Source organism: Pseudomonas khavaziana, from assembly GCF_036704165.1.
GTDB classification, from domain to species: Bacteria; Pseudomonadota; Gammaproteobacteria; order Pseudomonadales; family Pseudomonadaceae; genus Aquipseudomonas; species Aquipseudomonas khavaziana.
Map to the genome: position 1 here is coordinate 3,047,400 of NZ_CP129946.1, position 23,460 is coordinate 3,070,859.

Consider the following 23,460-nt stretch of genomic DNA (forward strand, 5'->3'; position numbering starts at 1 on the left):
CCAAGACCGCGTTTGAGCACCCCCGCGCGCTAAAAAGGACGCAACGTGAAGAACATTGATTTTCGAACCCAGCAGCCAATCGGACCGATCAACGCCCGCAATGACGACTGCGTGGAGAGCCAGGTGTGAGGCGCTACAACATCACCACGGGTTCAACCACCACGGCGGGTGGCAAAGTGATCAGCGGTTGTGAGCGCACCAGCTTCAACGGCGAATTGATCTCAAGGGAGGGCGACCGGGTCGCTTGTCCAGCCTGCGGCACTGAAGGCTTCATCGCGCTCACCGGCCCTCATCTGCACGAAGAGTGGGACGGCAAGCAGGCGGCGCTTGAGGGGGATCTGTGTATCTGCAAATGCGATCCGCCGCCGGAGTTGATTGCCAATCAGAGCTTCAAATCTCAGCAGTTCGGCCCCCAGCCTCAACGGTTCACCGCCGCTGGAATGGGACCGACCGCATCCGTCTCGCCCCCTCCCAGCTTTTCCGCGCCCGTTGCGCCGAATCGTGCCGTTGATGCATGCGTTTTCGCCAAATCATGCGTTTCGGTGCCGGCCGGTTCTACCGCGGCGGGAACCGGCCCGGAAAACGCCAGGAACTTCGGCACCACGGCCGTCATGGCCTCGACCGGTACGAACGGCGCTGTCGGCAGGGTCGCAGGCACACTCGGCAGCGACCTCGGTGCCTGGGCCATACGAGGGTTGGCCGGAGCCAGTTCCGCGCTCAACCTCGTGCTGCTGGCATTCTGGCCTCGGGATATCGGTGATTCAACGCTGTACACCCCGGAGCAGTTGGAGGGGATGCGTTCGGCCAATACACGGGTGCGTTTCCAGTTTCGCCAGGATGAGTCAGGGGAACTGCGTGTTTACGGCATACATACCCAGCCTGGAAGTGGCGCTGACCGTGTACCCGTTGTGCAAGCCAGATGGAATGCGGACAAAAGCGCGATGGTGGCGGTGCTGGATGGCATCAGCATCACTTGGACGCCGAATCATGGACCGGTGGTCAGTGTGCCGAGCCCGTATCCCGGCACACCGGAACGTCTGGATAACGTGTTTGTTCATCCGATTGCAGTGGGGCAAGACTCAGCAATCAGCCACTATCCAGGACGCGATGCAGAGAACATCACCTGGCAGGATACGATCATTTCGTTTCCGGCTGATTCGGGTGTGCCGCCGCTGTATCTGGTGTTTGCCAAGCCGGTAGTCAGGCCATTGGAAGTTGATACTTATGGTGCGTTCAGTGGACGACTGCGCAACGGGTTGCACGTGGACCACATACCCTCGCAGGCAGCGATAAGACGTCATCTCGAACGCTATGCGATAAGTTTTACAGAGAAGCAGCTCAAGGAAGCGTTAAATAATGCTGCGAGCATTGCGATTCCATCCTACATCCACCAAAAGTTTAGTGAGACTTACGGTTGGCGAAACACGGATAAAAAACAGACGTTAGATGCTGACGATCTGCGTCAGGCGGCAGACAGCAATTTCGATGCTATCAAGCCATACCTTCTAGATCACGGCTTCGCTGAGTCTGATCTCGAGATGGCACGCACCCACATGCATAAAGTCAACGAAAGCCAGGGGTGGTACTAGGATGGAAACAGTAAAAATTGATCGGTTGGTAAAAGGCTTGGGGCGCACCTACGATGATTTTGTTGCTGAAGGTTTACTTTCTGCCGGGTCGATAAAATCACTATTTGAAAACAGTCAAAATTCCCATTTCATTCATAAACCAGAGCCAGGCGTTGAGCTTTGGTTTTGGGCTGAAACCATGAGATTGGAGCGAATCGTTTTTTGCCTGATTTCACTGGCACAGGGCGAGTCCAAGTATGCAGGTGAGCTGCCTGTACCCCTCGCACGGCCAATGAACCAAGAGAACATCCGAAAAACACTTGGAAGGCCACACGAGTCCAAAGGGCCAGTGAAATTACCGTTACCGATTGGAGCTACAGGTGGATGGGACTCCTATCGCCTCAGTTTGGAAATTCACCCAAACGCGAGGGTTGCCATGCAGTATTTACCCGATAAATCCGTATGTGGTTTAGTGTTCACTTTGGTTGATATGGGCCGCGATTGAACCCTTATAAAACCCTACTGCCAAACACGCTTGGAGCCAAGACCGAGACACCAAGCGTGCAAAACAAATGGCAATTAAACTTGTGGCGAGGAATAGCTCATGAGCGAATCCTTTACTCGTTTCGCCTTTGGAGATGGCCGCATATCAGGAGATGATCGTTCCCACGCTCCGCGTGGTAACGCCGCCCGTGACGCTACGCGTCACCAGGGGACGCAGAGCGTCAAGGTATGCATTCCCACGCGGAGCGTGGGAACGATCAGTGCTGGGTTTAATGCTCGATATCAGTCAGTACACGTTCAGCCAACAACCGAGACACCTCGATCAACTGGGCAATACCCAGCGCGCCTTCGCGCCGCGAGCCGTCGAGCTCAAAGGCGAAATCGCAGGTGAGGGCGTGGGCAGAGGCGAGGGATTCGCTGAGGTTGACCAGAAGGTCTTGAGTGCAGATGCCGTCTTTCACGGTGAATAGCACGCTGGGTGCTGGATCGATTGGGGGATTTGGGGTGGTTTTGATCATGGTGAAACTCCGGAGATATTAAAGGAGCTGCCATTGATCGCCGCGACGCGATGGGGGTGGCAGCTGTACGCAGGTTCGCGGACCGACTCTCCGAAACATCGGCATACCCGAAGGTATCCCGCGCACAGCCGCCATAGCGCCGCACAGTAGACGACAAAAAAGCGCCAACTGAAAGGACACGATGACGCTTTTGCGTCTGGAGAAATACGGGCCGCGACGCCCGACCGCTGAGTGTGCAGCGGTGTACGGAGACTAGAGATTGAGTGTCCTAGGGACAACCTCAAATCCTTGTCAGACGTTTCTGCATTTCCCAATACCTAGCCGAACGGACAGTTGTTTGGCTTTGTACCCGTCAGCACCATCTTCCTTGCGCATTTCGGCGCCATCCCTCTGCATAACTCAACGCCAAGACCGCGTTTGAGCACCCCCGCGCGCTAAAAAGGACGCAACATGAAGAACATTGATTTTCGAACCCAGCAGCCAATCGGACCGATCAACGCCCGCAATGACGACTGCGTGGAGAGCCAGGTGTGAGGCGCTACAACATCACCACGGGTTCAACCACCACGGCGGGTGGCAAAGTGATCAGCGGTTGTGAACGCACCAGTTTCAACGGCGAAATGATCTCAAGGGAGGGTGACCGGGTCGCTTGTCCAGCCTGCGGCACTGAAGGCTTCATCGCGCTCACCGGCCCTCATCTGCACGAAGAGTGGGACGGCAAGCAGGCGGCGCTTGAGGGGGATCTGTGTATCTGCAAATGCGATCCGCCGCCGGAGTTGATTGCCAATCAGAGCTTCAAATCTCAGCAGTTCGGCCCCCAGCCTCAACGGTTCACCGCCGCTGGAATGGGACCGACCGCATCCGTCTCGCCCCCTCCCAGCTTTTCCGCGCCCGTTGCGCCGAATCGTGCCGTTGATGCATGCGTTTTCGCCAAATCATGCGTTTCGGTACCGGCCGGTTCTACCGCTGCGGCAACCGGCCCGGAAAACGCCGGTAATTTCGGCACCACGGCCGTCATGGTCTCAACCGGTACCACGGGCGCCGTCGGCAGGGTCGCCGGAACGCTCGGCAGCGACCTCGGGGCCTGGGCTGTACGAGGGCTGGCCGGCGCCAGTTCGGCCCTCAACGTCGTGCTTCTGGCTTTTTGGCCGCGAGATATCGGTGATTCAACGCTGTACAGCCCCGCACAGTTGGCAGGGATGCGCTCGGCCAACTGTGCGGGTGCGTTTTCAGTTTCGCCAGGACGAGTCAGGTGAACTGCGTGTTTACGGCATACATACCAAGCCTGAGAGTGGGGCTGATCGTGTACCCGTTGCGCAAGCCAGATGGAATACGGACAACAGCGCGATGGTGGCGGTGCTGGATGGCATCAGCATCACTTGGACGCCGAACCGTGGACCGGTAGTCAGTGCGCCGAGCCCATACCCAGGTACACCGGAACGCTTGGATAATTTGTTCGTTCATCCGGTTGCAGTGGGGCAAGATTCGGCAATCAGTCACTACCCAGGTCGGGAAGCTGAGAATGTTACTTGGCAGGATACGATCATTTCGTTTCCCGCTGATTCGGGTTTGTCGCCGTTGTATTTGGTGTTTGCCAAACCTGCAGTGAGACCATTAGAAGTAGACGTCTATGGCGCATTCAGTGGCAGGCCGCGCAACGGACTGCATGTGGACCATATGCCGTCACAAGCAGCCTTAAGACGTTATCTTGACGCGAGGATCAAGCTGGATGACGACGAGATCGAAGCGCTTATGAAACGTGCAGCCAGTATCGCCATACCTGCCGAGGTCCATCAGAAATATAGTGAAACCTATGGATGGAGAAACACACGTGCTAAACAATATCTGGATGCTGGTGACCTGAGGGGGGCGTTGGAAAGCAATTTTAATGCGATAAAGCCTTACATGCTCGAACAAGGGTTTACCGAATCACAACTTCAGGACGCTTGCGCAAAAATGCACAAAATAAATGAATCGCAGGGGTGGTACTGATGGAGGCTGTCATGATTAGTCGCTTGGTAGGGGGGCTCGGCTTCTCATATAACGAGCTGGTGGGCCAGGGGCTCATTCAAAATTTGCCACTCAAGCGGCTCTTTGATGCCTCTGATAACGAAGAGCTCATTCAGAATCCAGTACCCGGCGTGAAGTTGTGGTTTTGGGAAGAAACAAAACGCTTGGACCAGGTAATGATCATCCTTATTCAGACAGTAGGCCAGCCTGTGTACAGCGGGCAATTACCCCAGCCGTTCAAATTAGATATGGATCAGCAGTACGTGCGTGAGGTTTTAGGTGTACCAACTGAGACCAAACCCTCCGTAAAACTACCCGGTGGTCTGGGGGGGAGAGGCGGGACGGATATTTATTATTTGGACCAGAGAGTACACTCCAACGTAATGGTGACTCTTAGCTATCTGGAGAATCTTAGGGTGAACAACATCAGTTTCTCCTTGATCAATTCCGGCCACGATTGACCTACCCCCACAGCCCTGATGTCCGTCAGCTAATGGAGTCCCATTACTGACGGACATCATGAAGGGGTCATGCCTTTAAGCTGCTGAGAGCGCTGATTGAAGTTTGAAAATATAATTAAAAAGAAAATGAGTCCCTCATATTCATCCTTTTTCACCCGATTTTTTCTTTCAACCAGTCAAACAGGCGAAAAACACGCCTAAGCCTACGGCGCCACGGTCTGACCGGTCCTATCACAGTGATCGTATCGATCACCATGATCTGGTTGGATTTGAAATTAAGCCGCACTGCAACCTCGCCGGTCACTGTGGACGTGAGGTAGAACCTGTACAGGCTGGGCTTCCAAGGTGCGATGTTATGCAGTTCGTCTGAGCCTCCCGGATGGGTGGCAACGAGTGTTTCGCCGGTTCGGTCGCCCCGCAGCCGAATGGTCAGCTCAACATCTTCAAGCCCGGTCAATGGCCGGCCCCAGTCTTTGGCTACCCCTCTGGAGAACCAGCGTTGTTGACCGTCGTAGTCGTCCTCGTATATCTCGCCCTCGCCGGTCCAGTTCCATGTGTCTCCGGGTGTATCGAAACGTATGGATTCGTTGATGGCAAAGGGCGTTGCCGACTTTTTCATGGGAGGTGAAACCCGCTTGGATGCCTGAGCCCCATCATGATTAACCTCGAGGCTGCGCGATACTGTCAGACTTGACAGTGCTGACCGACGGACGTCTTGTTTAGGCCAGGTTTTGCTCCGTCAGTCGCTGCTCCGCCAACCGTCGTTAATGTGAGGGTGTCATCCCTTAAGCTGCTGAAAGCGCGATGGTGAAGCCGACATTTTGATCGTTCCCACCCTCCGCGTGGTAACGCCGCCCGTGACGCTACGCGTCACGGTATGCATTCCCACGCGGAGCGTAGGAACGATCAATTCATAAATAGATTCGTTTTACAATTGCTTTTATTAATACGTAAATGTGAAGTTGTCTAGATTTACGGATCCATTATTTATAGTAATTTTAAGTTCGGTAATGTTGCCTGTTGGAGCGGTAAAGTTAACCCATTGCCAATGGCCATTGGCGCGATAATAATAATTGCTCCCTATATAGCCTGTGTCACCCCAGTAATCTACACGAGCGGATTCGTCAGAATTAATCCCGATGCCAAACTTTAAGCTGCGCGCAGCGGTCTCCAGTGTTATTTTTAATTCGGTGAACTGGCTGGTTATTACATAGAAGTTGGTTAAGTATGGGTGGTGGTATTCAGGATAGGCTCTACTTATATAGCCTCTACCTCGAAGGAATAGTAAAGTCAGTGCAGGGAACTGCACAGGTACTCCAGTATAGAATAAGTCGTGATAGTTTGCTGTTTCGAAATCCTCCGACAGCTTGCCCTCTGGCTTTATTGTATATGTTGTATTTGAAAAGTTGATAACTTTGGATTTATCTCTGCGACCATAAAAATCCACCTCCGCCGTCACACTAAATTGCGCATTATTAGCCAGCCCCGTCAGCCAGCTGCGCAGTACCGGCTTATTGGCTAACCCATTAGCGGCTTCTGCTGAGCTGACCAAAGCGCCATCGGCCGTGAGTACATGCAGCGGCGCCACTCCCGCACTGCGGCAGGTGATCCAGGCACGTTGACCGTCTTTGCTCAGCGCCCATTTAATCAACGAGGCTAAACCATTACCGCTAAAGGCATTGACGTCCAGCGTACCGCCAGGGGCGATATTATTGATCCTTGGTTGTGGCAAATCGGCGGGTAGAATCGTATTAACCCTCACCGTCTGCACGTTTGACGGAATTGGCTCTCCCGAGCCATTGCGCACCACCGAATACTTCAAGCACACCGTACTGTTCACACTACGATGCAAGACCTTGTCAGCGGTCAGGTTGAATATCTTCGTACCGCCGTCCAACCCATTCTCGATCACCGAATGGCAGGTGCCGTCATCAAAATACCAGCAAAGCGTGATGCGATCTCGACCACTCATACCGGTGTAGCGAACAGTCACCGTCGTATTGTGCTCAATCGGCAGCGGATCCACCGTCACATTCGGTCCGGTATCGGTGGTGCCATTGATCAACGGATGAGGCAATACTCCCGGCAGGGCCTGGATGATGTAATGGCGTACACCGAACTGCACGGCGGTGTTCTTGTCCGCACTTTCCGCCAGGCTGACCCAGAACCTGATCGTCAGGTCTGCGCCGTCCTCGAGCAACTTGATCTTATCGACCGGCGTGGGCGGGTTGATCCCATTGAGTACACCGTCGTCCGTCACCTCGTTGGCGGTGTAGGTTTCTTCGATAACCACGCCGCCACTTTCGTAGGTCATCCAGATCAACTGCGCAGCATGGATGAAGCTCCACACTATGATGTAGGTACGTGCAAGGGGGCTCAGTTGCGACACGTCGAGGATTGGCCCGCTGATGCCTTCGATCGTCGGCGTCGGTAAACCGGTCAGCGGCAGCAGCCGCAGGGGGACTGTCAGGGATTCATAGGGGAAGGTGCCGCGATGGAAGCGATAAAGCACATCGATGCTATTGCCCCCCTCACGGATGCCTTGGGCGATGGTGCGAGCGTCGATCAACACACTGACTTCGTTGGTCGCCGGGTCGCCAGCGACATTTTTTACCACGCTGCCGTGACCATCGGCAGTGAGCCAATCGATGTCGATAGCGTCTGTGGCCAGCATCGGCCGAAACCTTGCGATCACTCGTGTGCCATTCACGGCCGCCAACGGGTTGAGTTCGTCAGGCGAGATCGAGGCGCCCACGATGATGGGGCGGTCCAGTTGCACGCCTTTGCCCACGGTGAGCGCCAAGATTTCTGAACGCAGCACCACCCGCGGTGGGCCATCACGCTCCAGGCTGTAGGAGATGCGCAGGCTGCCGTTGTTGTTTTTATCCAGGATGTCGCGGCTGACCGGATAGGGCAGTTCCTTGCCCGCGGTCGCACTGTTGATGATGATGGTGCCATTGTCGGAGCCGCCAAGGCCCGAGCCAATACAAGACCAATGAAGCTTGTCGCCTGCCTGGGTCCCCAGGTAGGTAAAGGTGACCAGCACGTCATTGCCCGGCACGTCGGCGGGGTCGACGTTGTTGCCGATCGCCCCCTGTAACCGGGGCGCCGGCATGTCTGCGGTGCGTTCACCGACCTGGGCGCCGAGCATCGCCGATTGACGAATCGCCAAGGCGTTACCGCCCAGGATATGGGCGGCACCATCGTTGGTCTCGTAGTAAATCCGGATGTCGCCGCGGCCATTGAACTGTGCCATGTCAGCCGCGCTCACCGTATAGGTGCCGCCTTGTGACCCCGCCAGTTGTGCCTGGCTATAGATAAGGGCGCCACCGCCGCCCGGCGGCACATGGGTGATATACAGCGTTTCCAGCCAGCCTGGATCATGGGGTTCGTAATGCGGGATGGTGACCGTGATCGTCTCACCCGCCGGAATCAGGCCCAGCTCGATAGGGCTGACGTCGGGCGCGGGCATCAAGACCTTGGTGCCGACCACGGTGATGGTGATGCTGCCGGATTGCCCCAATAGCATGCCGTCGGCGGTTTCCCAGACAAAGGCCACCCGCAGGGAGCCACCAACCACAAGCGCAATAATCTCAGGGTCGACCTCGATAAAGGTAAAGCCCAGGTTGGCATCGGTTACAGGCCCCAGTGAGACAGGGACGACGCTACCGTCTTCCAGGGTGCAGAGGAGCAGAGCGGTGATCTGATGCCGGGGGACGGGTGTCGGAACCTGCCGCAGGGTCGGGATGAGGATTTCGAAGATCGAGCCACTTTGGGTGTCGAAGTCAATCTGTCGGGAGACAAGCTCCTCGCCGTCCACCAGGAAAATCGGCGGCCACAAGAGACTGGGATCCAGCTCGGCGTTGAGGAAATAAGGTTTGGAATACTGGTACTTCTCGCCGGAAAAGTTCTCGACCACATCCCGCACGCGAAAACGCAGAGTCAATGTGCCCAGTTGCCCACCCCGATCAATGATCGATTTATCCACAAAGACCCGGATTGGCCCCATCCCGGCTGCTTCTTCGGGACTGACGGCATGCAGAACAAAAACGCCATCCCAGGACAATTCGATCACATCGTTCTGGCGGCAATTTTCGTACATGTCGATCAGGCAGTACAGGCCGTTTACGACATCGCCCACACCGATAGTGGCCCCTTCATCGAAGCCTTCGACACACATGACCAACCCGGTATGCCATGGGCTGCCCGGGTCGGTATCGACCCCGCCCGGGCGAGTGGTCTTGATCAGGATGAGTTGCGGCACAGACACGCTTTCGGTGCCGCTGGCTGCTCGCCGCACCCGCCCATAGCTGAGCACCTCACCTTCCGGCACAAACTCCTCGGGGACTGCCAAACCGTGTCGATCAAGGTCCAGGTCCTCGACCAGATCGTCGGCCACCGGGAACACCAGGTCATCAAGATAAATGGCGAAATAGTCGTTAGTGCTGCGATTGAACCACGCTTCAAACACGAACAGTGCATAGGGCCGCACATGCCGGATGCCCAGACCATAGACCGCGTTTTCGAAGTAGGGGGTAAACAGCAGCGGGATCGAGGGAAAGGCAGAGTAAGGATCGTCCAAGTCGGTAACGCGTGGCGTAACAGACCGGCTTTGGTCTGCGGTGTAAACGACGGGAAGCGACGGATTGCCAGCGGCGGATGGAGGCTGGTCATTGTCAGGGTTCAGAGGACGGTCAGACATGAAGCGCTCTCCTGGCTGAAAGACACGCACAGGCGGTGCGTGGGGGCCAGGTAGATCAAACAACTGTGGGAAGGGAGCGTCTAGCTGTGAAAGTTGACAGTGGCGACCAGTGGCGCAGTTAGAGACACAGGTGCCAGGCATTGCCTTGATAACATTCAGTTCATATTTGTTCGGTCAACCGCTGTACCGCTAACCGTCGATAGAGGGAAGGCGTCATGCCTTTAAGCTGCTGAAAGCGCCGGTTGAAGTTGGAAATATTGTTGAACCCCGACTCAAAGCACACATCCGTCACGGCCTTATCGCCATCGGCCAGCAGCTCGCAGGATTTGCTGATCCGCAGCCGATTGACGAATTCAATAAAAGTGCGCCCGGTGGCCTGCTTGAATACTCGGGAAAAATACGTCGGTTTCATCCCCAGGTACTCCGCGACTTCTTCCAGCGGCAGCTCGCGCGCGTAGTGGGCAAAGATGTAGTCCACCGCGCGGTTGGTGCGATCGATGCTGTGTTCATCGGCTTGCTGTGGCGTGGTCACCCCGGAGAGCAGTTGGTAGTCGTCGCAGGCGCTCAGCACTTCCAGCAGGATAAAGAAGTGCCCCAGGCGCGCCATGCCTTGGGCTTCCTCAATGCGCTGCATCAGGGCCATGGCCTGGGCGATGGTTTTTTTGCTGCGGAATTCGATGCCGTATTGCGCGCGTTCCAGCAACGGCGCCAGACTTTTGAGTTCGGCAAACGTATGGCTGCCTTGCTCGAACAGCTCATCGGTGAAGTTCACCAACATGTCGCGCTTGGGCACTACTTCGCCTTCCTCCACCTGACTGATCCAGTTGTGCGGTAGGTTGGGGCCGGTGAGGAACAGGCTTTCGGGGTAGAAGTTGCCGATGTAATCACCGATAAACACCTTGCCCGAGCTGGCGACGATCAGGTGCAGCTCGTATTCCTTGTGAAAATGCCAGCGCACCAGCGGGCACGGGAAACCGTGCTGGCGATAGATGATGGACAGACCGTTGTGATCGTCCATCAGCTCGTAGGAAGGGTCGGTGATACGCGTTGCTCGGGTCATGCTGCCGTCGCTTTATTGTGGTTGCGACCCGAATAATGCCCCGTTGTGTACGGCCCTGCCAGCATCAAGCGTCTGAGCGTGCGCCGCTGCATCCTGTACGAGTAGGATTACGGACGATTTTTATCTGAAACAGGCACGGGTGAGGGCTGAGTCATGATTCGTGATGCACGTTCCAGCGATGCAAATGGCATTGCCAGCGTTCATGTCAGTAGCTGGCAACAGGCTTATCTTGATCTGATGCCCGCGGATTTTTTGGCCTCGCTGACTGCGACCTTGCCTAAGAGGGAGGCTGCTTGGGCTCGTGCGATTGAAAGCAAAGCGTCTGACGTTTTCGTTTCAGAGGTGGATGGAAAGGTTACTGGTTGGATTTCAGTGGGGCCTTGCCGGGATGAAGACAAGGCTTGCGCAGAAGCGGGAGAGGTCATGGCCATCTACGTGTTGGCAGAATACTGGGGTAAGGGTATAGGCGCGAAATTATGGGCGTCAGGTTTCAAGCGTTTGGTTGATCAGGGTTATAAGGTGATTACCTTATGGGTTTTAGCTGAAAACCACAGAGCTGTGCGCTTCTATCAAGGGCTCGGAGGGAGGGAAGAGCTTGGCAGCCGTCGCACGCTTGTCCGTGGCGGGGTGTCCCTGGAGGAGGTGAGGTACGTTTGGGAGCGTTAAGGCTCAGGGATGTCCGATTCGACTTGCCGCGCAGCGGCGACAAGCCTGAATCACGCTTTATATGCTCTTTGCGTTGCTCGATTGCCTAGATGTTGCGGTTTTTTGCCTCGATCCATTGGGACATGTACTGGGTACTTTTATGCGCGTGATGGCGCAGCATGCTGCCGGTGAAGTTATCCCGGCGATGGGCGGCAAGGTTGCGGCGGCATTGCTCCAGGCACTCCACCAAGGCAGGGCCATGCAGAGCCTGGTCATAACGCCGGGCCAGCAGTTGGCGCCCGTGTTCCTGGGCCTGGGTCCAGCGCTCGCGGTCCTGGTAGAGGGCCACGGCAGCGGCGGCCAGGGCTGGGGCATCCTGTGCGATCACGCCGGGCCAGTGCTGGTCATCGCCCATGGCTTCGGCGCCGATCGGGGTGGTGACATTGGGCGTGCCGCAGAGCATGGCGTCGATCAACTTGCCCTTGATGCCCGCACCAAAGCGCAACGGTGCCAGGCAGATGCGTGCGGCGGTCATGACTTGCAGCGCATCTTCGGCCCAGTTCATCACATGAAAACCCTGTGCCGGGTTGTGCAGGGCAGTAGCCTTGGGCGGGGTATAAGCACCGTAGATATGCAGTTGTGCGCCCGGCAACTGTTGGCGAATCAGCGGCCACAGGCTGTGCTTCATCCACAGCACCGCATCCCAGTTGGGTGCATGGCGGAAGTTGCCGATGCTGAGAAAATGCGCACGGTCTTCAAAGGGCGCAAACGCCGCAGTGGGCGGTTGCAACATCAACGGGCACCAGTGGAGCAGGGCGGCAGGTACCTTGAATTGTTCGGTGAGCAGGCGGATTTCGACGTCGGAGATCATCAGGCTGATGTCACAGCGGTAAATCGCGGCGATTTCGCGCTTGGCCAGGTCGGTGTCGGCCATACGCTGGAATTCTTCTTCCAGCGCCGGAGCGAACAGGGCGGTGAAGTCGTCGCCGTCGGGATGGGCTTTCAACTGCTCCTTGAAACGCTGATGACGTGCATCGCGCAGGCTTTGCAAGTCGGAGGTCTCCAGCACCCGCAGGGCGTCTGGGCAGCATTGTTCCACGCGCCAGCCAAATTGCTCCTCCATCATGAAACGGTCGAACAGCACGATATCCGGGGCCAGTTCGCGGATAAAATCGTCGAAGCTGCTGTTATTCAGCTCAATGGCGCACTCAGCGATGCCGAGGGCGGGCAAGTCGGCCTTGTGCTCGCCGATGGTGGCCGGGCTGCTGAAGGTAATATCCCAACCTTGTGTAAGAAAACTCTCGAGAATTTGCATCATGTGCCCGCCTGCGGCCGATGAGCGAGGCTCCGGCCAGACATAACCAATGACCAGGACTTTGGTGGCGGGCTGATTCATCGACAACGGTTTCCTTGAAGGGGCAGGTGAAAAGCGCGCAATTAAACCACAACCGGTGGCATGACAATTTGTGTCTGGCGGTAGGTCGCCATCGTAGTTTGTGGTTAACTTCGGCCTCTCGAATTCGTTTAACCAAAACCCAGCATAAGGATTCCGTTCATGGCTCAAGTCACTCTCAAAGGCAACCCGGTCCAGGTTGAAGGCGAACTGCCGAAAGTCGGCGCCAAAGCCGCAGACTTCACCCTGACCGCCGGCGACCTGTCCAACGCCACCCTGGCTACCTTTGCCGGCAAGCGCAAAGTGCTGAACATCTTCCCAAGTGTCGACACCCCAACCTGCGCCACGTCCGTGCGCAAGTTCAACGCCCAGGCCAACGATGTGGAAAACACCGTGGTGCTGTGTATCTCCACTGACCTGCCATTCGCCCAGGCGCGTTTCTGCGGCTCCGAAGGCCTGGAAAACGTGAAGAACCTGTCTGATTTCCGCGATTCGGATTTCGCCGTTGATTACGGTGTGGCGATCGCTGATGGCCCGCTCAAAGGCCTGACCGCTCGTGCTGTCGTGGTACTGGACGAAAACGACAACGTGCTGCACAGCGAGTTGGTCAAGGAAATCGCTGAAGAACCGAACTACGATGCAGCCCTGGCTGTGTTGAAGTAACTGTTTCTGCGCGTAACTGACGTTTGGCAGTAACACGTATGATGCATGCTTGCGGCCTGGCCTAGTCCAGGCCGTTTTTATTTGCAGCTCAAATGCTTAGCGAAACAGCCGTCAGACTAAGCCACAGAAGTTAAAAGTTGTAAGCCCAAGGTAAATAGCCGGTAAAGGTGCTTTTCTTAACGCACCCCAGTGCTTATCTTTCAGCCTCCCCAAGTAGAAGCTCTCGCGCCCAATGGTTGATCACTCCATGCAATCCTCCCCCCGCAAATCCCGCCGCTGGCTGTTTGGCCTGCTCGTGCTGCTGGTTATCGCCGGCCTGTGCTGGAAATTCTGGCCCAGCGGCGCGGCCCATAAAGACGCGCCGGCCGGGCACACCGGTAAAACCGGCATGGCACGCCCGGGCTTCGGCGGTTCCACCGGCCCGGTGCCGGTGCGTGTGGCGCCGGCAGTGCTGGGGGAGTTCCCGGTGTACTACAAGGCCCTGGGCACGGTCACTGCGCTCAATACCATTAATGTGCGCAGCCGTGTGGGCGGCGAGTTGATGAAGATTGCCTTTGAAGAAGGGCAGATGGTCAAGGCTGGCGACCTGCTGGCGGAAATCGACCCGCGCAGCTACCAGAACGCCTTGCTCCAGGCCCAGGGCACGCTGTTGCAAAACCAGGCCCAGCTGAAAAACGCCCAGGTTGACGTCGAGCGTTATCGCGGGCTGTATGCCCAGGACAGTATTGCCAAGCAGACCCTGGACACTGCCGAAGCGCTGGTGCTGCAGTATCAGGGCACGGTCAAGACCAACCAGGGCGCGGTGGACGACGCCAAGCTCAACCTCGAATTCACCAAGATCCGCGCGCCGATCAGCGGCCGCGTCGGCTTGCGCCAGCTTGACGTCGGCAACCTGGTCGCCGCCAATGACACCACGGCCCTGGCGGTGATCACCCAGACCCAGCCGATCAGCGTGGCCTTTACCCTGCCGGAAAACACCCTGGAAACCGTGCTCGCCCGTTACCACGCCGGCAACAAGCTGCCGGTGGAAGCCTGGGACCGTGGCGACACGAAAAAGCAGGCGGTCGGCGTACTGCAAAGCCTGGACAACCAGATCGATGTCACCACCGGCACCCTGAAATTCAAGGCGCGCTTCGATAACAAGGACCAGGCGCTGTTCCCCAACCAGTTCGTCAATGTGCACCTGCTCGCCGATACCCTGCATAACGTGGTGCTGGCACCGTCTGCGGCGATCCAGTTCGGCAATACCGGCACCTTTGTCTACAAGCTCGACGGCGACAATAAGGTCAAGGTCCAGCCTTTGGTGCTCGGTGACACCGACGGCGATAACACCGTGATCAAGGAGGGCCTGGTCGCCGGCGACCGCGTGGTACTGGAAGGCACCGACCGCCTCAAGGACGGCAGCGAAATCGAAGTGGTCAATGACAGCAGCGAAGTGCCGACCACGCCGACCGAACACCTGCAAGGCAAGCCTGCGGCAAAAGGGGAGACCGGCGCTGACGCCGGCAAGGCGCAAAAGGTCGGTTCATGAACCTGTCACGCCTGTTCATCCTCCGCCCGGTCGCCACCACGCTGAGCATGCTGGCCATTGTGCTGGCCGGTATCATTTCGTACCGCTTGCTGCCGGTGTCGGCCTTGCCCCAGGTGGACTACCCGACCATTCGGGTGATGACCCTGTACCCCGGCGCCAGCCCTGATGTGATGACCAGTGCGGTCACCGCACCGCTGGAGCGTCAGTTCGGGCAGATGCCCGGGCTGACCCAGATGGCGTCCACCAGCTCCGGCGGCGCCTCGGTGCTGACCCTGCGCTTCAACCTCGACATCAATATGGATGTCGCCGAGCAGCAGGTGCAGGCCGCGATCAACGCCGCCACCAACCTGCTGCCCAAGGATTTGCCGGCGCCGCCGGTGTATAACAAGGTCAACCCGGCCGATACCCCGGTGCTGACCCTGGCAATCACTTCCAAGACCATGCTGTTGCCCAAGCTCAATGACTTGGTCGATACGCGCATGGCGCAGAAAATCGCGCAGATCAGCGGTGTCGGCATGGTCAGCATCGCCGGCGGCCAGCGCCAGGCCGTGCGCATCAAGGTCAACCCCGAGGCCCTGGCGGCCAATGGCTTGAACCTGTCGGATGTGCGCAGCCTGATCGCCGCTTCCAACGTCAACCAGCCCAAGGGCAACTTTGACGGCCCCACCCGCGTGTCGATGCTCGATGCCAACGACCAGTTGGTCTCACCGGAGCAATATGCCGAACTGATCCTGGCCTACAACAATGGCGCACCGCTGCGCCTCAAGGATGTGGCGCAGATCGTCGACGGCGCCGAAAACGAACGCCTTGCGGCCTGGGCCAATGAGAACCAGGCGGTGCTGTTGAATATCCAGCGCCAGCCGGGTGCCAACGTGATCGAGGTGGTCGACCGCATCAAGGCGCTGCTGCCGAGCATCACCGACAACCTGCCGGCCGGCCTCGATGTGACCGTGCTCACCGACCGTACCCAGACCATCCGCGCCTCGGTCAAGGATGTGCAGCATGAACTGCTGATCGCCATTGCTCTGGTGGTGATGGTGACTTTCCTGTTCCTGCGTCGCGTCAGCGCCACTATCATTCCGTCCATCGCCGTGCCGCTGTCCCTGGTCGGCACCTTTGGCGTGATGTACCTGGCGGGGTTCTCCATCAATAACCTGACGCTGATGGCCCTGACCATCGCCACCGGCTTCGTGGTGGATGACGCCATCGTCATGCTGGAAAACATCTCCCGTTATATCGAGGAGGGCGAGACGCCGATGGCGGCCGCGCTCAAGGGCGCCAAGCAGATTGGCTTTACCCTGGTGTCCCTGACCCTGTCGTTGATCGCGGTGTTGATTCCGCTGCTGTTCATGGCCGACGTGGTCGGGCGGCTGTTCCGTGAATTCGCCATCACCCTGGCGGTGGCGATCCTGATTTCCCTGGTGGTGTCCCTGACCCTGACGCCAATGATGTGTGCTCGCCTGCTCAAGCGTGAACCCAAGGAAGAAGAGCAGGGGCGCTTCTACAAGGCCAGCGGCGCGTGGATCGACTGGCTGATCGAAGCCTATGGCCGCAAATTGCAGTGGGTGCTCAAGCACCAGCCGCTGACCTTGCTGGTGGCCATCGCCACCCTGGGCCTCACTGTGGTGCTGTACCTGGTGGTGCCCAAGGGCTTCTTCCCGGTTCAGGACACCGGGGTGATCCAGGGGATTTCCGAGGCGCCGCAGTCAATTTCGTTTGCGGCGATGAGCCAGCGCCAACAGGAGCTGGCGAAGATCATCCTCGCCGATCCGGCGGTGGAAAGCCTGTCTTCCTATATAGGCGTGGATGGCGATAATGCCACCCTCAACAGCGGCCGCTTGCTGATCAACCTCAAGGCCCACGGTCAGCGCGACTTGAGCGCAGCGCAGGTGATCACGCGACTGCAACCTGAAATCGACAAGCTGGTGGGCATCCGCCTGTTCATGCAGCCGGTGCAGGACCTGACCATCGAAGACCGTGTCAGCCGTACCCAGTACCAGTTCAGCATGTCGTCCCCGGACGCCGAGTTGCTGGCGCTGTGGAGCGGCAAGCTGGTGCATGCCCTCAGCCAGTTGCCCGAACTCACCGACGTTGCCAGTGACCTGCAGGACAAGGGCCTGCAGGTGTACCTGGTGATCGACCGCGACGCGGCCTCGCGCCTGGGCGTCAACGTCGCGACCATTACTGACGCGCTGTATGACGCCTTCGGCCAGCGGCAGATTTCCACCATCTACACCCAGGCCAGCCAGTATCGCGTGGTGCTGCAGGCCCAGTCCGGCGAAACCCTTGGCCCGGCCGCGCTCAACCAGATCCATGTGAAGACCACCGACGGCGGCCAGGTGCGGTTGTCGAGCCTGGCCCATGTGGAGCAGCGCCAGGCGCAGCTGGCGATTGCCCATATTGGCCAGTTCCCGGCGGTGATGATGTCGTTCAACCTTGCCCCTGGCGTCGCCCTGGGCAAAGGCGTGGAGCTGATCAACCAGACCCAGAAGGACATCGGCATGCCGGTGGGCGTGCAGACCCAGTTCCAGGGCGCGGCCCAGGCGTTCGAGGCTTCGCTGTCGAGCACCTTGCTGTTGATCCTGGCGGCGGTGGTCACCATGTACATCGTGCTCGGTGTGCTCTACGAGAGCTATATCCACCCGATCACCATCCTCTCGACCTTGCCGTCGGCGGCGGTGGGGGCCTTGCTCGCGTTGCTGCTCAGTGGCAACGACCTGGGCATGATCGCGATCATCGGTATCATCCTGCTGATCGGTATCGTGAAAAAGAACGCGATCATGATGATCGACTTTGCCCTCGACGCCGAGCGTAACCAGGGCCTTGACCCGCAGACGGCGATCTACCAGGCGGCGCTGCTGCGCTTCCGGCCGATCCTGATGACCACCCTGGCCGCGTTGTTCGGTGCAGTGCCGCTGATGCTCGCCAGCGGTTCCGGTGCAGAGCTGCGCCAACCGCTGGGCCTGGTGATGGTGGGAGGCTTGCTGGTGAGCCAGGTGTTGACGCTGTTCACCACGCCAGTGATCTACCTGTACTTCGATCGTCTTGGCCGGCGCTGGCGCAAAGAACCGCAACGCCTGGAGCCGGTTGAACCATGAACCTGTCCGGACCCTTCATTCGCCGGCCGGTAGCCACCATGCTGCTGAGCCTGGCGATCATGTTGCTCGGTGGCGTCAGCTTCAACCTGTTGCCGGTGTCGCCGCTGCCGCAGATCGACTTTCCGGTGATCGTGGTGTCGGCCAGCTTGCCCGGCGCCAGCCCCGAGGTGATGGCGTCCAGCGTAGCGACGCCGCTGGAGCGTTCATTCGGTTCGATTGCCGGCATCACCACCATGAGCAGTTCGTCGAGCCAGGGTTCCACGCGGGTGATCCTCGCGTTTGATTCCGACCGCGATATCAATGGCGCGGCGCGGGAAGTGCAGGCGGCCATCAACGCTTCGCGTAACCTGCTGCCCAGCGGTATGCGCAGCATGCCGACCTATAAGAAGATCAACCCGTCCCAGGCACCGATCATGGTGCTGTCGCTGACCTCCGACGTGTTGCAGAAGGGTCAGTTGTACGACCTGGCCTCGACCATCCTGTCCCAGAGCTTGTCCCAGGTGCCGGGCGTAGGCGAGGTGCAGATCGGCGGCAGTTCCCTGCCGGCGGTGCGCATCGAGCTGGAGCCCAAGGCCCTCGACCAGTACGGCGTCGCCCTGGACGATGTGCGCAACACCATCGCCAACGCCAACCAGCGCCGACCCAAGGGTTCCCTGGAAGACGGTGAGCGTAACTGGCAGATCCAGGCCAACGACCAGTTGGAAAAAGCCAAGGACTACGAGCCGCTGTTGATTCGCTACCAGGATGGCGCGGCCCTGCGCCTGCGGGACATCGCGAAGATCACCGATGGCGTGGAAGATCGCTACAACAGCGGTTTCTTCAACAATGACTCGGCGGTGCTGCTGGTGATCAACCGCCAGTCCGGCGCCAACATCATCGAGACGGTCAGGCAGATCAAGGCCCAGTTGCCAGCGTTGCAGGCGGTGCTGCCGTCCAGCGTCAAGCTCAGCTTGGCCATGGACCGCTCGCCGGTGATCGCCGCCACCCTGCACGAAGCCGAGATGACCTTGCTGATTGCCGTAGGCCTGGTGATCCTGGTGGTGTACCTGTTCCTGGGCAACTTCCGCGCTTCACTGATCCCGACCCTGGCGGTACCGGTGTCGCTGGTGGGCACCTTTGCGGTGATGTACCTGTACGGTTTTTCGCTGAACAACTTTTCGCTGATGGCGCTGATCTTGGCCACCGGGCTGGTGGTGGACGATGCCATTGTAGTGCTGGAGAACATTTCCCGGCATATCGATGAAGGTGTGCCGCCGATGAAAGCTGCGTACCTGGGGGCCGAGGAAGTCGGCTTTACCTTGCTGTCGATGAACGTGTCGCTGGTGGCGGTGTTCCTGTCCATCCTGTTCATGGGCGGGATTGTCACCAACCTGTTCCGCGAGTTCTCCATCACCTTGTCGGCGGCGATCATTGTCTCGCTGATCGTCTCGTTGACCCTGACGCCGATGCTCTGCGCCCGCTGGCTCAAGCCCCACGACAAAAACCAGCAGACCGGTTTGCAGCGCTGGAGCCAGAAGATCAACGACCGTATGGTCGCCGGCTACGCCACCAGCCTGGATTGGGTGTTGCGCCATCGGCGCCTGACCTTGCTCAGCCTGTTGCTGACTATTGGTTTGAACGTGGCGTTGTACGTGGTGGTGCCGAAGACCTTCATGCCGCAGCAGGACACCGGCCAACTGATCGGCTTCGTGCGCGGCGACGACGGCCTGTCGTTCAACGTGATGCAGCCTAAGATGGAGATCTTCCGCCAGGCGGTGCTCAAGGACCCGGCAGTGCTCAGCGTGGCCGGCTTTATCGGCGGCAACAACGGCACCAACAATGCGGTGATGCTGGTGCGCCTCAAGCCGATCAGCGAGCGCAAGATCTCCGCCCAGGCGGTAATCGAGCGCTTGCGCAAGGACGTGCCGCCGGTGCCGGGCGGGCGCCTGTTCCTGATGGCCGACCAGGACCTGCAGTTTGGTGGCAGCCGCGACCAGACCAGCGCGCAGTACTCCTACATCCTGCAAAGTGGTGATTTGGCCGCGTTGCGCCTGTGGTACCCGAAAGTCGTCGCAGCCATGCGCGAGCTGCCGGAGCTGACCGCCATCGACGCCCGCGAGGGTCGGGGCGCGGCGCAGGTCACGCTGATTGTCGACCGTGACCAGGCCAAGCGCCTGGGCATCGATATGGACATGGTCACGGCGGTGCTCAACAACGCCTACAGCCAGCGGCAGATTTCCACCATCTACGACAGCCTCAACCAGTACCAGGTGGTGATGGAGGTCAACCCCAAATATGCCCAGGACCCGATCACCCTCAATCAGGTACAGGTGATCACTGCCGATGGTGCGCGGGTGCCGTTGTCGACCATTGCCCACTATGAAAACAGTCTCGCCGATGACCGCGTCAGCCATGAAGGCCAATTCGCTTCGGAGAATATCGCCTTCGACATGGCCCCCGGCGTCACGGTAGAGCAGGGCACGGCCGCTATCGAGCGGGCGATTGCCAAGGTCGGCTTGCCCGAAGATGTGATCGCCAAGATGGCCGGTACAGCCGATGCCTTTGCGGCCACGCAGAAGGGCCAGCCGTTCATGATCCTGGGTGCATTGGTCGCGGTGTACCTGGTGCTGGGCATCTTGTATGAAAGCTATATCCATCCGCTGACGATCCTGTCGACGCTGCCTTCGGCCGGGGTGGGCGCCATGCTGGCCATCTACCTGACGGGGGGCGAGTTCAGCCTGATCTCGTTGCTGGGCTTGTTCCTGCTGATCGGGGTGGTGAAGAAGAACGCGATCCTGATGATCGACCTGGCGCTGCAGCTGGAACGCAACGACGGTATGGGGCCGCTGGAGTCGATCCGCAGCGCCTGCCTGCTGCGTCTGCGACCGATCCTGATGACAACGCTCGCTGCGATACTCGGCGCCTTGCCGTTGTTGCTCGGCAGCGGCGATGGTGCGGAAATGCGTCGTCCCCTGGGCCTGACCATCATTGGCGGCCTGGTTTTCAGCCAGATCCTGACCCTTTACACCACCCCGGTGGTCTACCTCTATCTCGACCGCGCACGCCATCGTTTCAACGCCTGGCGCGGCGTGCGTACCGATGCTGCCCTGGACACTGCGCTATGACCGATTCAATCAACGCCCCTGCGACCCCTGTAGGAGCGAGCTTGCTCGCGAAGAACGCCCATACGCCGCGTTCATCCAGAAGGAACGCGTTATCGTTAACGGCCTTCGCGAGCAAGCTCGCTCCTACAGTGGGCCTGGTCATGTTGCTCAGCGCCTGCGCCATCGGCCCCGACTACCAGCGTCCGGAGGTCATCGAGCCGGTGCAATTCAAGGAGGCCCAGGGCTGGCGTCAGGCCAACCCCAGCGATTCCCTGGCCCGTGGCGCCTGGTGGGAATTGTATGGCGACCGCCAACTCAATGACCTGGTGGTGCGCCTCAACACCTCCAACCAGACCGTCGCCCAGGCCGAAGCACGTTTTCGCCAGGCCCAGGCACTGGTGCGCAGTTCACGCGGGGCGTTCTACCCCAGCGTCGACCTGAGCGTCGGTAAAACCCGCGCCAGCCAGGGCACCGGCAGCAGCAGCGCGAGCCTCAGCAGCTCCAGCAGCGGTATTCGCGATACCCTCAATGCGCAGTTGGGCGTGAGTTGGGAGGCCGATATCTGGGGCAAGTTGCGCCGTGGCCTGGAGGCTAACGAAGCCAGCGCCGAGGCCAGCTCGGCGGACCTGGCCGCGATGCGCCTGAGCCAACAATCGGAACTGGTGCAAAGCTACCTGCAACTGCGGGTCATGGACGAACAGACACGCCTGCTGCAAGCCACGCTGGATACTTACCAGCGCTCGTTGAAAATGACCGAAAACCAATACCGCGCCGGGGTGGCCGGCAAAGACGCCATCGCTCAGGCGCAAACCCAGCTCAAGACCACCCAGGCCAGCCTGATCGACCTGATCTGGCAGCGTGCCCAACTGGAAAATGCCATCGCCGTATTGATCGGGGAAGCCCCGGCCAACTTCAACCTGGCCGTGAGCAAGGAAATCCCGGCACTGCCACAGATACCGGTGAGCCTGCCGTCCCAACTGCTGGAACGTCGCCCTGACATCGCCTCGGCCGAACGTTCGGTGATCGCCGCCAACGCCAATATCGGCGTAGCCAAGGCGGCGTACTACCCGGACCTCAGCCTGAGCCTGCAGGGCGGCTATTCCAGCAGCACCTATGAGAATTGGATCAGCCTGCCGAACCGCTTCTGGTCGGTGGGGCCCAAACTGGCGATGACCCTCTTTGATGGCGGCCAGCGCTCGGCGGAAGTCGACCGCACCGTGGCCAGCTATGACGAGACCGTGGCCAAGTACCGCCAGACGGTGCTGGATGGTTTCCGTGAGGTGGAAAACTACATGGTGCAACTTAAGGTGCTGGCGGACGAGGCAGTGGTCAGCAATGAAGCGCTGGAGTCGGCGCGTGAATCGTTGCGTCTGACCGAGAACCAGTACAAGGCGGGGTTGATTGCCTACCTGGATGTGGTCACGGTGCAAGCGACGGCCTTGAGTAACGAGCGTACGGTGCTGAACTTGCTGCAGTCGCGGTTGGTGGCGAGTGTGCAGCTGATCGCGGCGCTGGGGGGCGGCTGGGACGGCCAGACCTCCCTGGCCGAAAAGGAGTGACCCGGCCCAAATGTGGGAGGGGGCTTGCCCCCGATGGCGGCCTGACAGCCGACCAGGATGTTGGATCAGACCGAGTACATATCCATTCCTGCGGTAACGGCTGCTATTGGTTCCGCTTTTACAGCCAGCCCTTTCAAGGTCTTTGCCTAAATCGCGTCCTACGCCAATTCCAGGCTGAAATTAAGAAATAAACGAGTTGAATTTGGCTCAGCCAGCATCTCTTTTGGTCAAAAAACGATCATGTTTTGGGGCTTTTTCCAAAGACCTTGAAAGGGCTGGCTTTTACAGCGGGTCACTTTCGAAAAGCGCGAAAGTAACCAAAGCGCTCTTGCCCCACCACTCGGCACCTCGCTTAGGCTCGGTGTGCCCGTAATCCGACATGGATTTGGGGGGCCGCCGCCACGCGCCATCCATGGCGCGGGGCGGCTAAACCGGCATCCCTGCCGGTTTACCCCCCAAATCCCTGTCGAATTCCGGCCAGCGTGGTTTAACGGGGCGCCTAAGATCAAAAGCAGATCAAGATCAAGAGCGGCTCGCTTCGCATCGTGGTTACCGTCGGCTGCTACACAGCTGTGTTGATACCCATGGCCCTCGGGGGCGAGTCGAATCGTAGCACCGCCCCTCCCACATTTTGATCTCCTTGGCGGCCAGAAAATGCCTCATGA

The 23,460-nt window shown here is 58.7% G+C and carries 16 protein-coding genes; 11 read left to right on the forward strand and 5 right to left on the reverse strand.

All coding sequences use genetic code 11. The annotated features are described in order from the left end of the window. Nucleotides 1-125: 125 nt before the first annotated feature. Nucleotides 126-1,589: an S-type pyocin domain-containing protein gene (locus QYQ93_RS13420; RefSeq protein WP_338477171.1), complete on the forward strand. Its 1,464-nt coding sequence runs from the start codon at nucleotides 126-128 to the stop codon at nucleotides 1,587-1,589. Nucleotide 1,590: 1 nt separating this feature from the next. Then, on the forward strand, nucleotides 1,591-2,073 hold the full coding sequence (locus QYQ93_RS13425) for a DUF6392 family protein (RefSeq protein WP_338477172.1): 483 nt from the start codon (nucleotides 1,591-1,593) through the stop codon (nucleotides 2,071-2,073). A gap of 268 nt (nucleotides 2,074-2,341) precedes the next feature. Here the strand turns inward: QYQ93_RS13425 and QYQ93_RS13430 are convergent, their stop codons facing one another. After that, the gene (locus QYQ93_RS13430; RefSeq protein WP_338477173.1) at nucleotides 2,342-2,590 is read right to left on the reverse strand and encodes a DUF6124 family protein; all 249 of its coding nucleotides are present in this window, start codon (nucleotides 2,588-2,590) and stop codon (nucleotides 2,342-2,344) included. Between the two features lie 530 nt (nucleotides 2,591-3,120). Here QYQ93_RS13430 and QYQ93_RS13435 point away from each other — a divergent pair. Genes QYQ93_RS13435 through QYQ93_RS13445 form a run of 3 tightly spaced genes read left to right on the forward strand, consistent with a single transcriptional unit; the run spans nucleotide 3,121 to nucleotide 5,061 of the window. Then, on the forward strand, nucleotides 3,121-3,846 hold the full coding sequence (locus tag QYQ93_RS13435) for a PAAR domain-containing protein (RefSeq protein WP_338477174.1): 726 nt from the start codon (nucleotides 3,121-3,123) through the stop codon (nucleotides 3,844-3,846). Next, nucleotides 3,812-4,582 carry an S-type pyocin domain-containing protein gene (locus QYQ93_RS13440; RefSeq protein WP_338477256.1) on the forward strand — a complete coding sequence of 257 codons (771 nt, stop codon included), beginning with the start codon at nucleotides 3,812-3,814 and terminating at the stop codon, nucleotides 4,580-4,582. The genes QYQ93_RS13435 and QYQ93_RS13440 overlap by 35 nt, the downstream gene beginning before the upstream one ends. Nucleotides 4,583-4,593: 11 nt before the next feature. Continuing rightward, on the forward strand, nucleotides 4,594-5,061 hold the full coding sequence (locus tag QYQ93_RS13445) for a DUF6392 family protein (protein ID WP_235387865.1): 468 nt from the start codon (nucleotides 4,594-4,596) through the stop codon (nucleotides 5,059-5,061). 151 nt (nucleotides 5,062-5,212) lie between these two features. Here QYQ93_RS13445 and QYQ93_RS13450 read toward each other — a convergent pair whose 3' ends face one another. From QYQ93_RS13450 to QYQ93_RS13460, 3 genes are all read right to left on the reverse strand, one after another. Continuing rightward, on the reverse strand, nucleotides 5,213-5,680 hold the full coding sequence (locus QYQ93_RS13450) for a hypothetical protein (protein WP_338477175.1): 468 nt from the start codon (nucleotides 5,678-5,680) through the stop codon (nucleotides 5,213-5,215). A gap of 324 nt (nucleotides 5,681-6,004) precedes the next feature. Next, nucleotides 6,005-9,763, reverse strand: a complete 3,759-nt coding sequence (locus QYQ93_RS13455) for a YncE family protein (protein ID WP_338477176.1) — start codon at nucleotides 9,761-9,763, stop codon at nucleotides 6,005-6,007. Nucleotides 9,764-9,923: 160 nt separating this feature from the next. Then, a complete protein-coding gene (locus QYQ93_RS13460) occupies nucleotides 9,924-10,823 on the reverse strand; it encodes an AraC family transcriptional regulator (RefSeq protein WP_043051497.1) in 900 nt (299 codons plus the stop codon). Between the two features lie 153 nt (nucleotides 10,824-10,976). Here QYQ93_RS13460 and QYQ93_RS13465 point away from each other — a divergent pair, with 153 nt between their 5' ends. Then, nucleotides 10,977-11,489 (forward strand): GNAT family N-acetyltransferase, encoded by a 513-nt coding sequence (locus QYQ93_RS13465; RefSeq protein WP_043051498.1) that lies wholly within the window; start codon nucleotides 10,977-10,979, stop codon nucleotides 11,487-11,489. An 85-nt stretch (nucleotides 11,490-11,574) separates the two neighbouring features. Here QYQ93_RS13465 and QYQ93_RS13470 read toward each other — a convergent pair whose 3' ends face one another. Further along, a complete protein-coding gene (locus QYQ93_RS13470) occupies nucleotides 11,575-12,864 on the reverse strand; it encodes a glycosyltransferase (protein WP_043051499.1) in 1,290 nt (429 codons plus the stop codon). Between the two features lie 159 nt (nucleotides 12,865-13,023). Between QYQ93_RS13470 and tpx the strand changes: the two genes are divergently transcribed. The 5 genes from tpx (at nucleotide 13,024) to QYQ93_RS13495 (ending at nucleotide 22,795) form a co-directional block, all read left to right on the forward strand. Then, the gene (tpx, locus tag QYQ93_RS13475) at nucleotides 13,024-13,524 is read left to right on the forward strand and encodes a thiol peroxidase (RefSeq protein ID WP_043051500.1); all 501 of its coding nucleotides are present in this window, start codon (nucleotides 13,024-13,026) and stop codon (nucleotides 13,522-13,524) included. Between the two features lie 232 nt (nucleotides 13,525-13,756). Continuing rightward, nucleotides 13,757-15,055, forward strand: a complete 1,299-nt coding sequence (locus tag QYQ93_RS13480) for an MdtA/MuxA family multidrug efflux RND transporter periplasmic adaptor subunit (protein WP_198721004.1) — start codon at nucleotides 13,757-13,759, stop codon at nucleotides 15,053-15,055. Then, entirely contained in the window at nucleotides 15,052-18,153 is a 3,102-nt protein-coding gene (locus tag QYQ93_RS13485) for an MdtB/MuxB family multidrug efflux RND transporter permease subunit (protein ID WP_043051502.1), read from the forward strand. The genes QYQ93_RS13480 and QYQ93_RS13485 overlap by 4 nt, the downstream gene beginning before the upstream one ends. Beyond that, nucleotides 18,150-21,257 (forward strand): efflux RND transporter permease subunit, encoded by a 3,108-nt coding sequence (locus QYQ93_RS13490; RefSeq protein WP_338477177.1) that lies wholly within the window; start codon nucleotides 18,150-18,152, stop codon nucleotides 21,255-21,257. Before QYQ93_RS13485 ends, QYQ93_RS13490 begins: the two co-directional genes overlap by 4 nt. Further along, a complete protein-coding gene (locus QYQ93_RS13495) occupies nucleotides 21,254-22,795 on the forward strand; it encodes an efflux transporter outer membrane subunit (protein WP_422394048.1) in 1,542 nt (513 codons plus the stop codon). The genes QYQ93_RS13490 and QYQ93_RS13495 overlap by 4 nt, the downstream gene beginning before the upstream one ends. Nucleotides 22,796-23,460: the final 665 nt, after the last annotated feature.

Bases quoted from the DNA above. Each gene is read 5' to 3' on its own strand.
- QYQ93_RS13485 (WP_043051502.1), top strand. From the start codon at position 15,052: ATGAACCTGTCACGCCTGTTCATCCTCCGCCCGGTCGCCACCACGCTG.
- QYQ93_RS13425 (WP_338477172.1), top strand. From the start codon at position 1,591: ATGGAAACAGTAAAAATTGATCGGTTGGTAAAAGGCTTGGGGCGCACC.
- QYQ93_RS13450 (WP_338477175.1), bottom strand. From the start codon at position 5,680: ATGAAAAAGTCGGCAACGCCCTTTGCCATCAACGAATCCATACGTTTC.
- QYQ93_RS13460 (WP_043051497.1), bottom strand. From the start codon at position 10,823: ATGACCCGAGCAACGCGTATCACCGACCCTTCCTACGAGCTGATGGAC.
- QYQ93_RS13430 (WP_338477173.1), bottom strand. From the start codon at position 2,590: ATGATCAAAACCACCCCAAATCCCCCAATCGATCCAGCACCCAGCGTG.
- QYQ93_RS13445 (WP_235387865.1), top strand. From the start codon at position 4,594: ATGATTAGTCGCTTGGTAGGGGGGCTCGGCTTCTCATATAACGAGCTG.
- QYQ93_RS13480 (WP_198721004.1), top strand. From the start codon at position 13,757: ATGGTTGATCACTCCATGCAATCCTCCCCCCGCAAATCCCGCCGCTGG.
- QYQ93_RS13490 (WP_338477177.1), top strand. From the start codon at position 18,150: ATGAACCTGTCCGGACCCTTCATTCGCCGGCCGGTAGCCACCATGCTG.
- QYQ93_RS13470 (WP_043051499.1), bottom strand. From the start codon at position 12,864: ATGAATCAGCCCGCCACCAAAGTCCTGGTCATTGGTTATGTCTGGCCG.
- tpx (WP_043051500.1), top strand. From the start codon at position 13,024: ATGGCTCAAGTCACTCTCAAAGGCAACCCGGTCCAGGTTGAAGGCGAA.
- QYQ93_RS13495 (WP_422394048.1), top strand. From the start codon at position 21,254: ATGACCGATTCAATCAACGCCCCTGCGACCCCTGTAGGAGCGAGCTTG.
- QYQ93_RS13465 (WP_043051498.1), top strand. From the start codon at position 10,977: ATGATTCGTGATGCACGTTCCAGCGATGCAAATGGCATTGCCAGCGTT.
- QYQ93_RS13455 (WP_338477176.1), bottom strand. From the start codon at position 9,763: ATGTCTGACCGTCCTCTGAACCCTGACAATGACCAGCCTCCATCCGCC.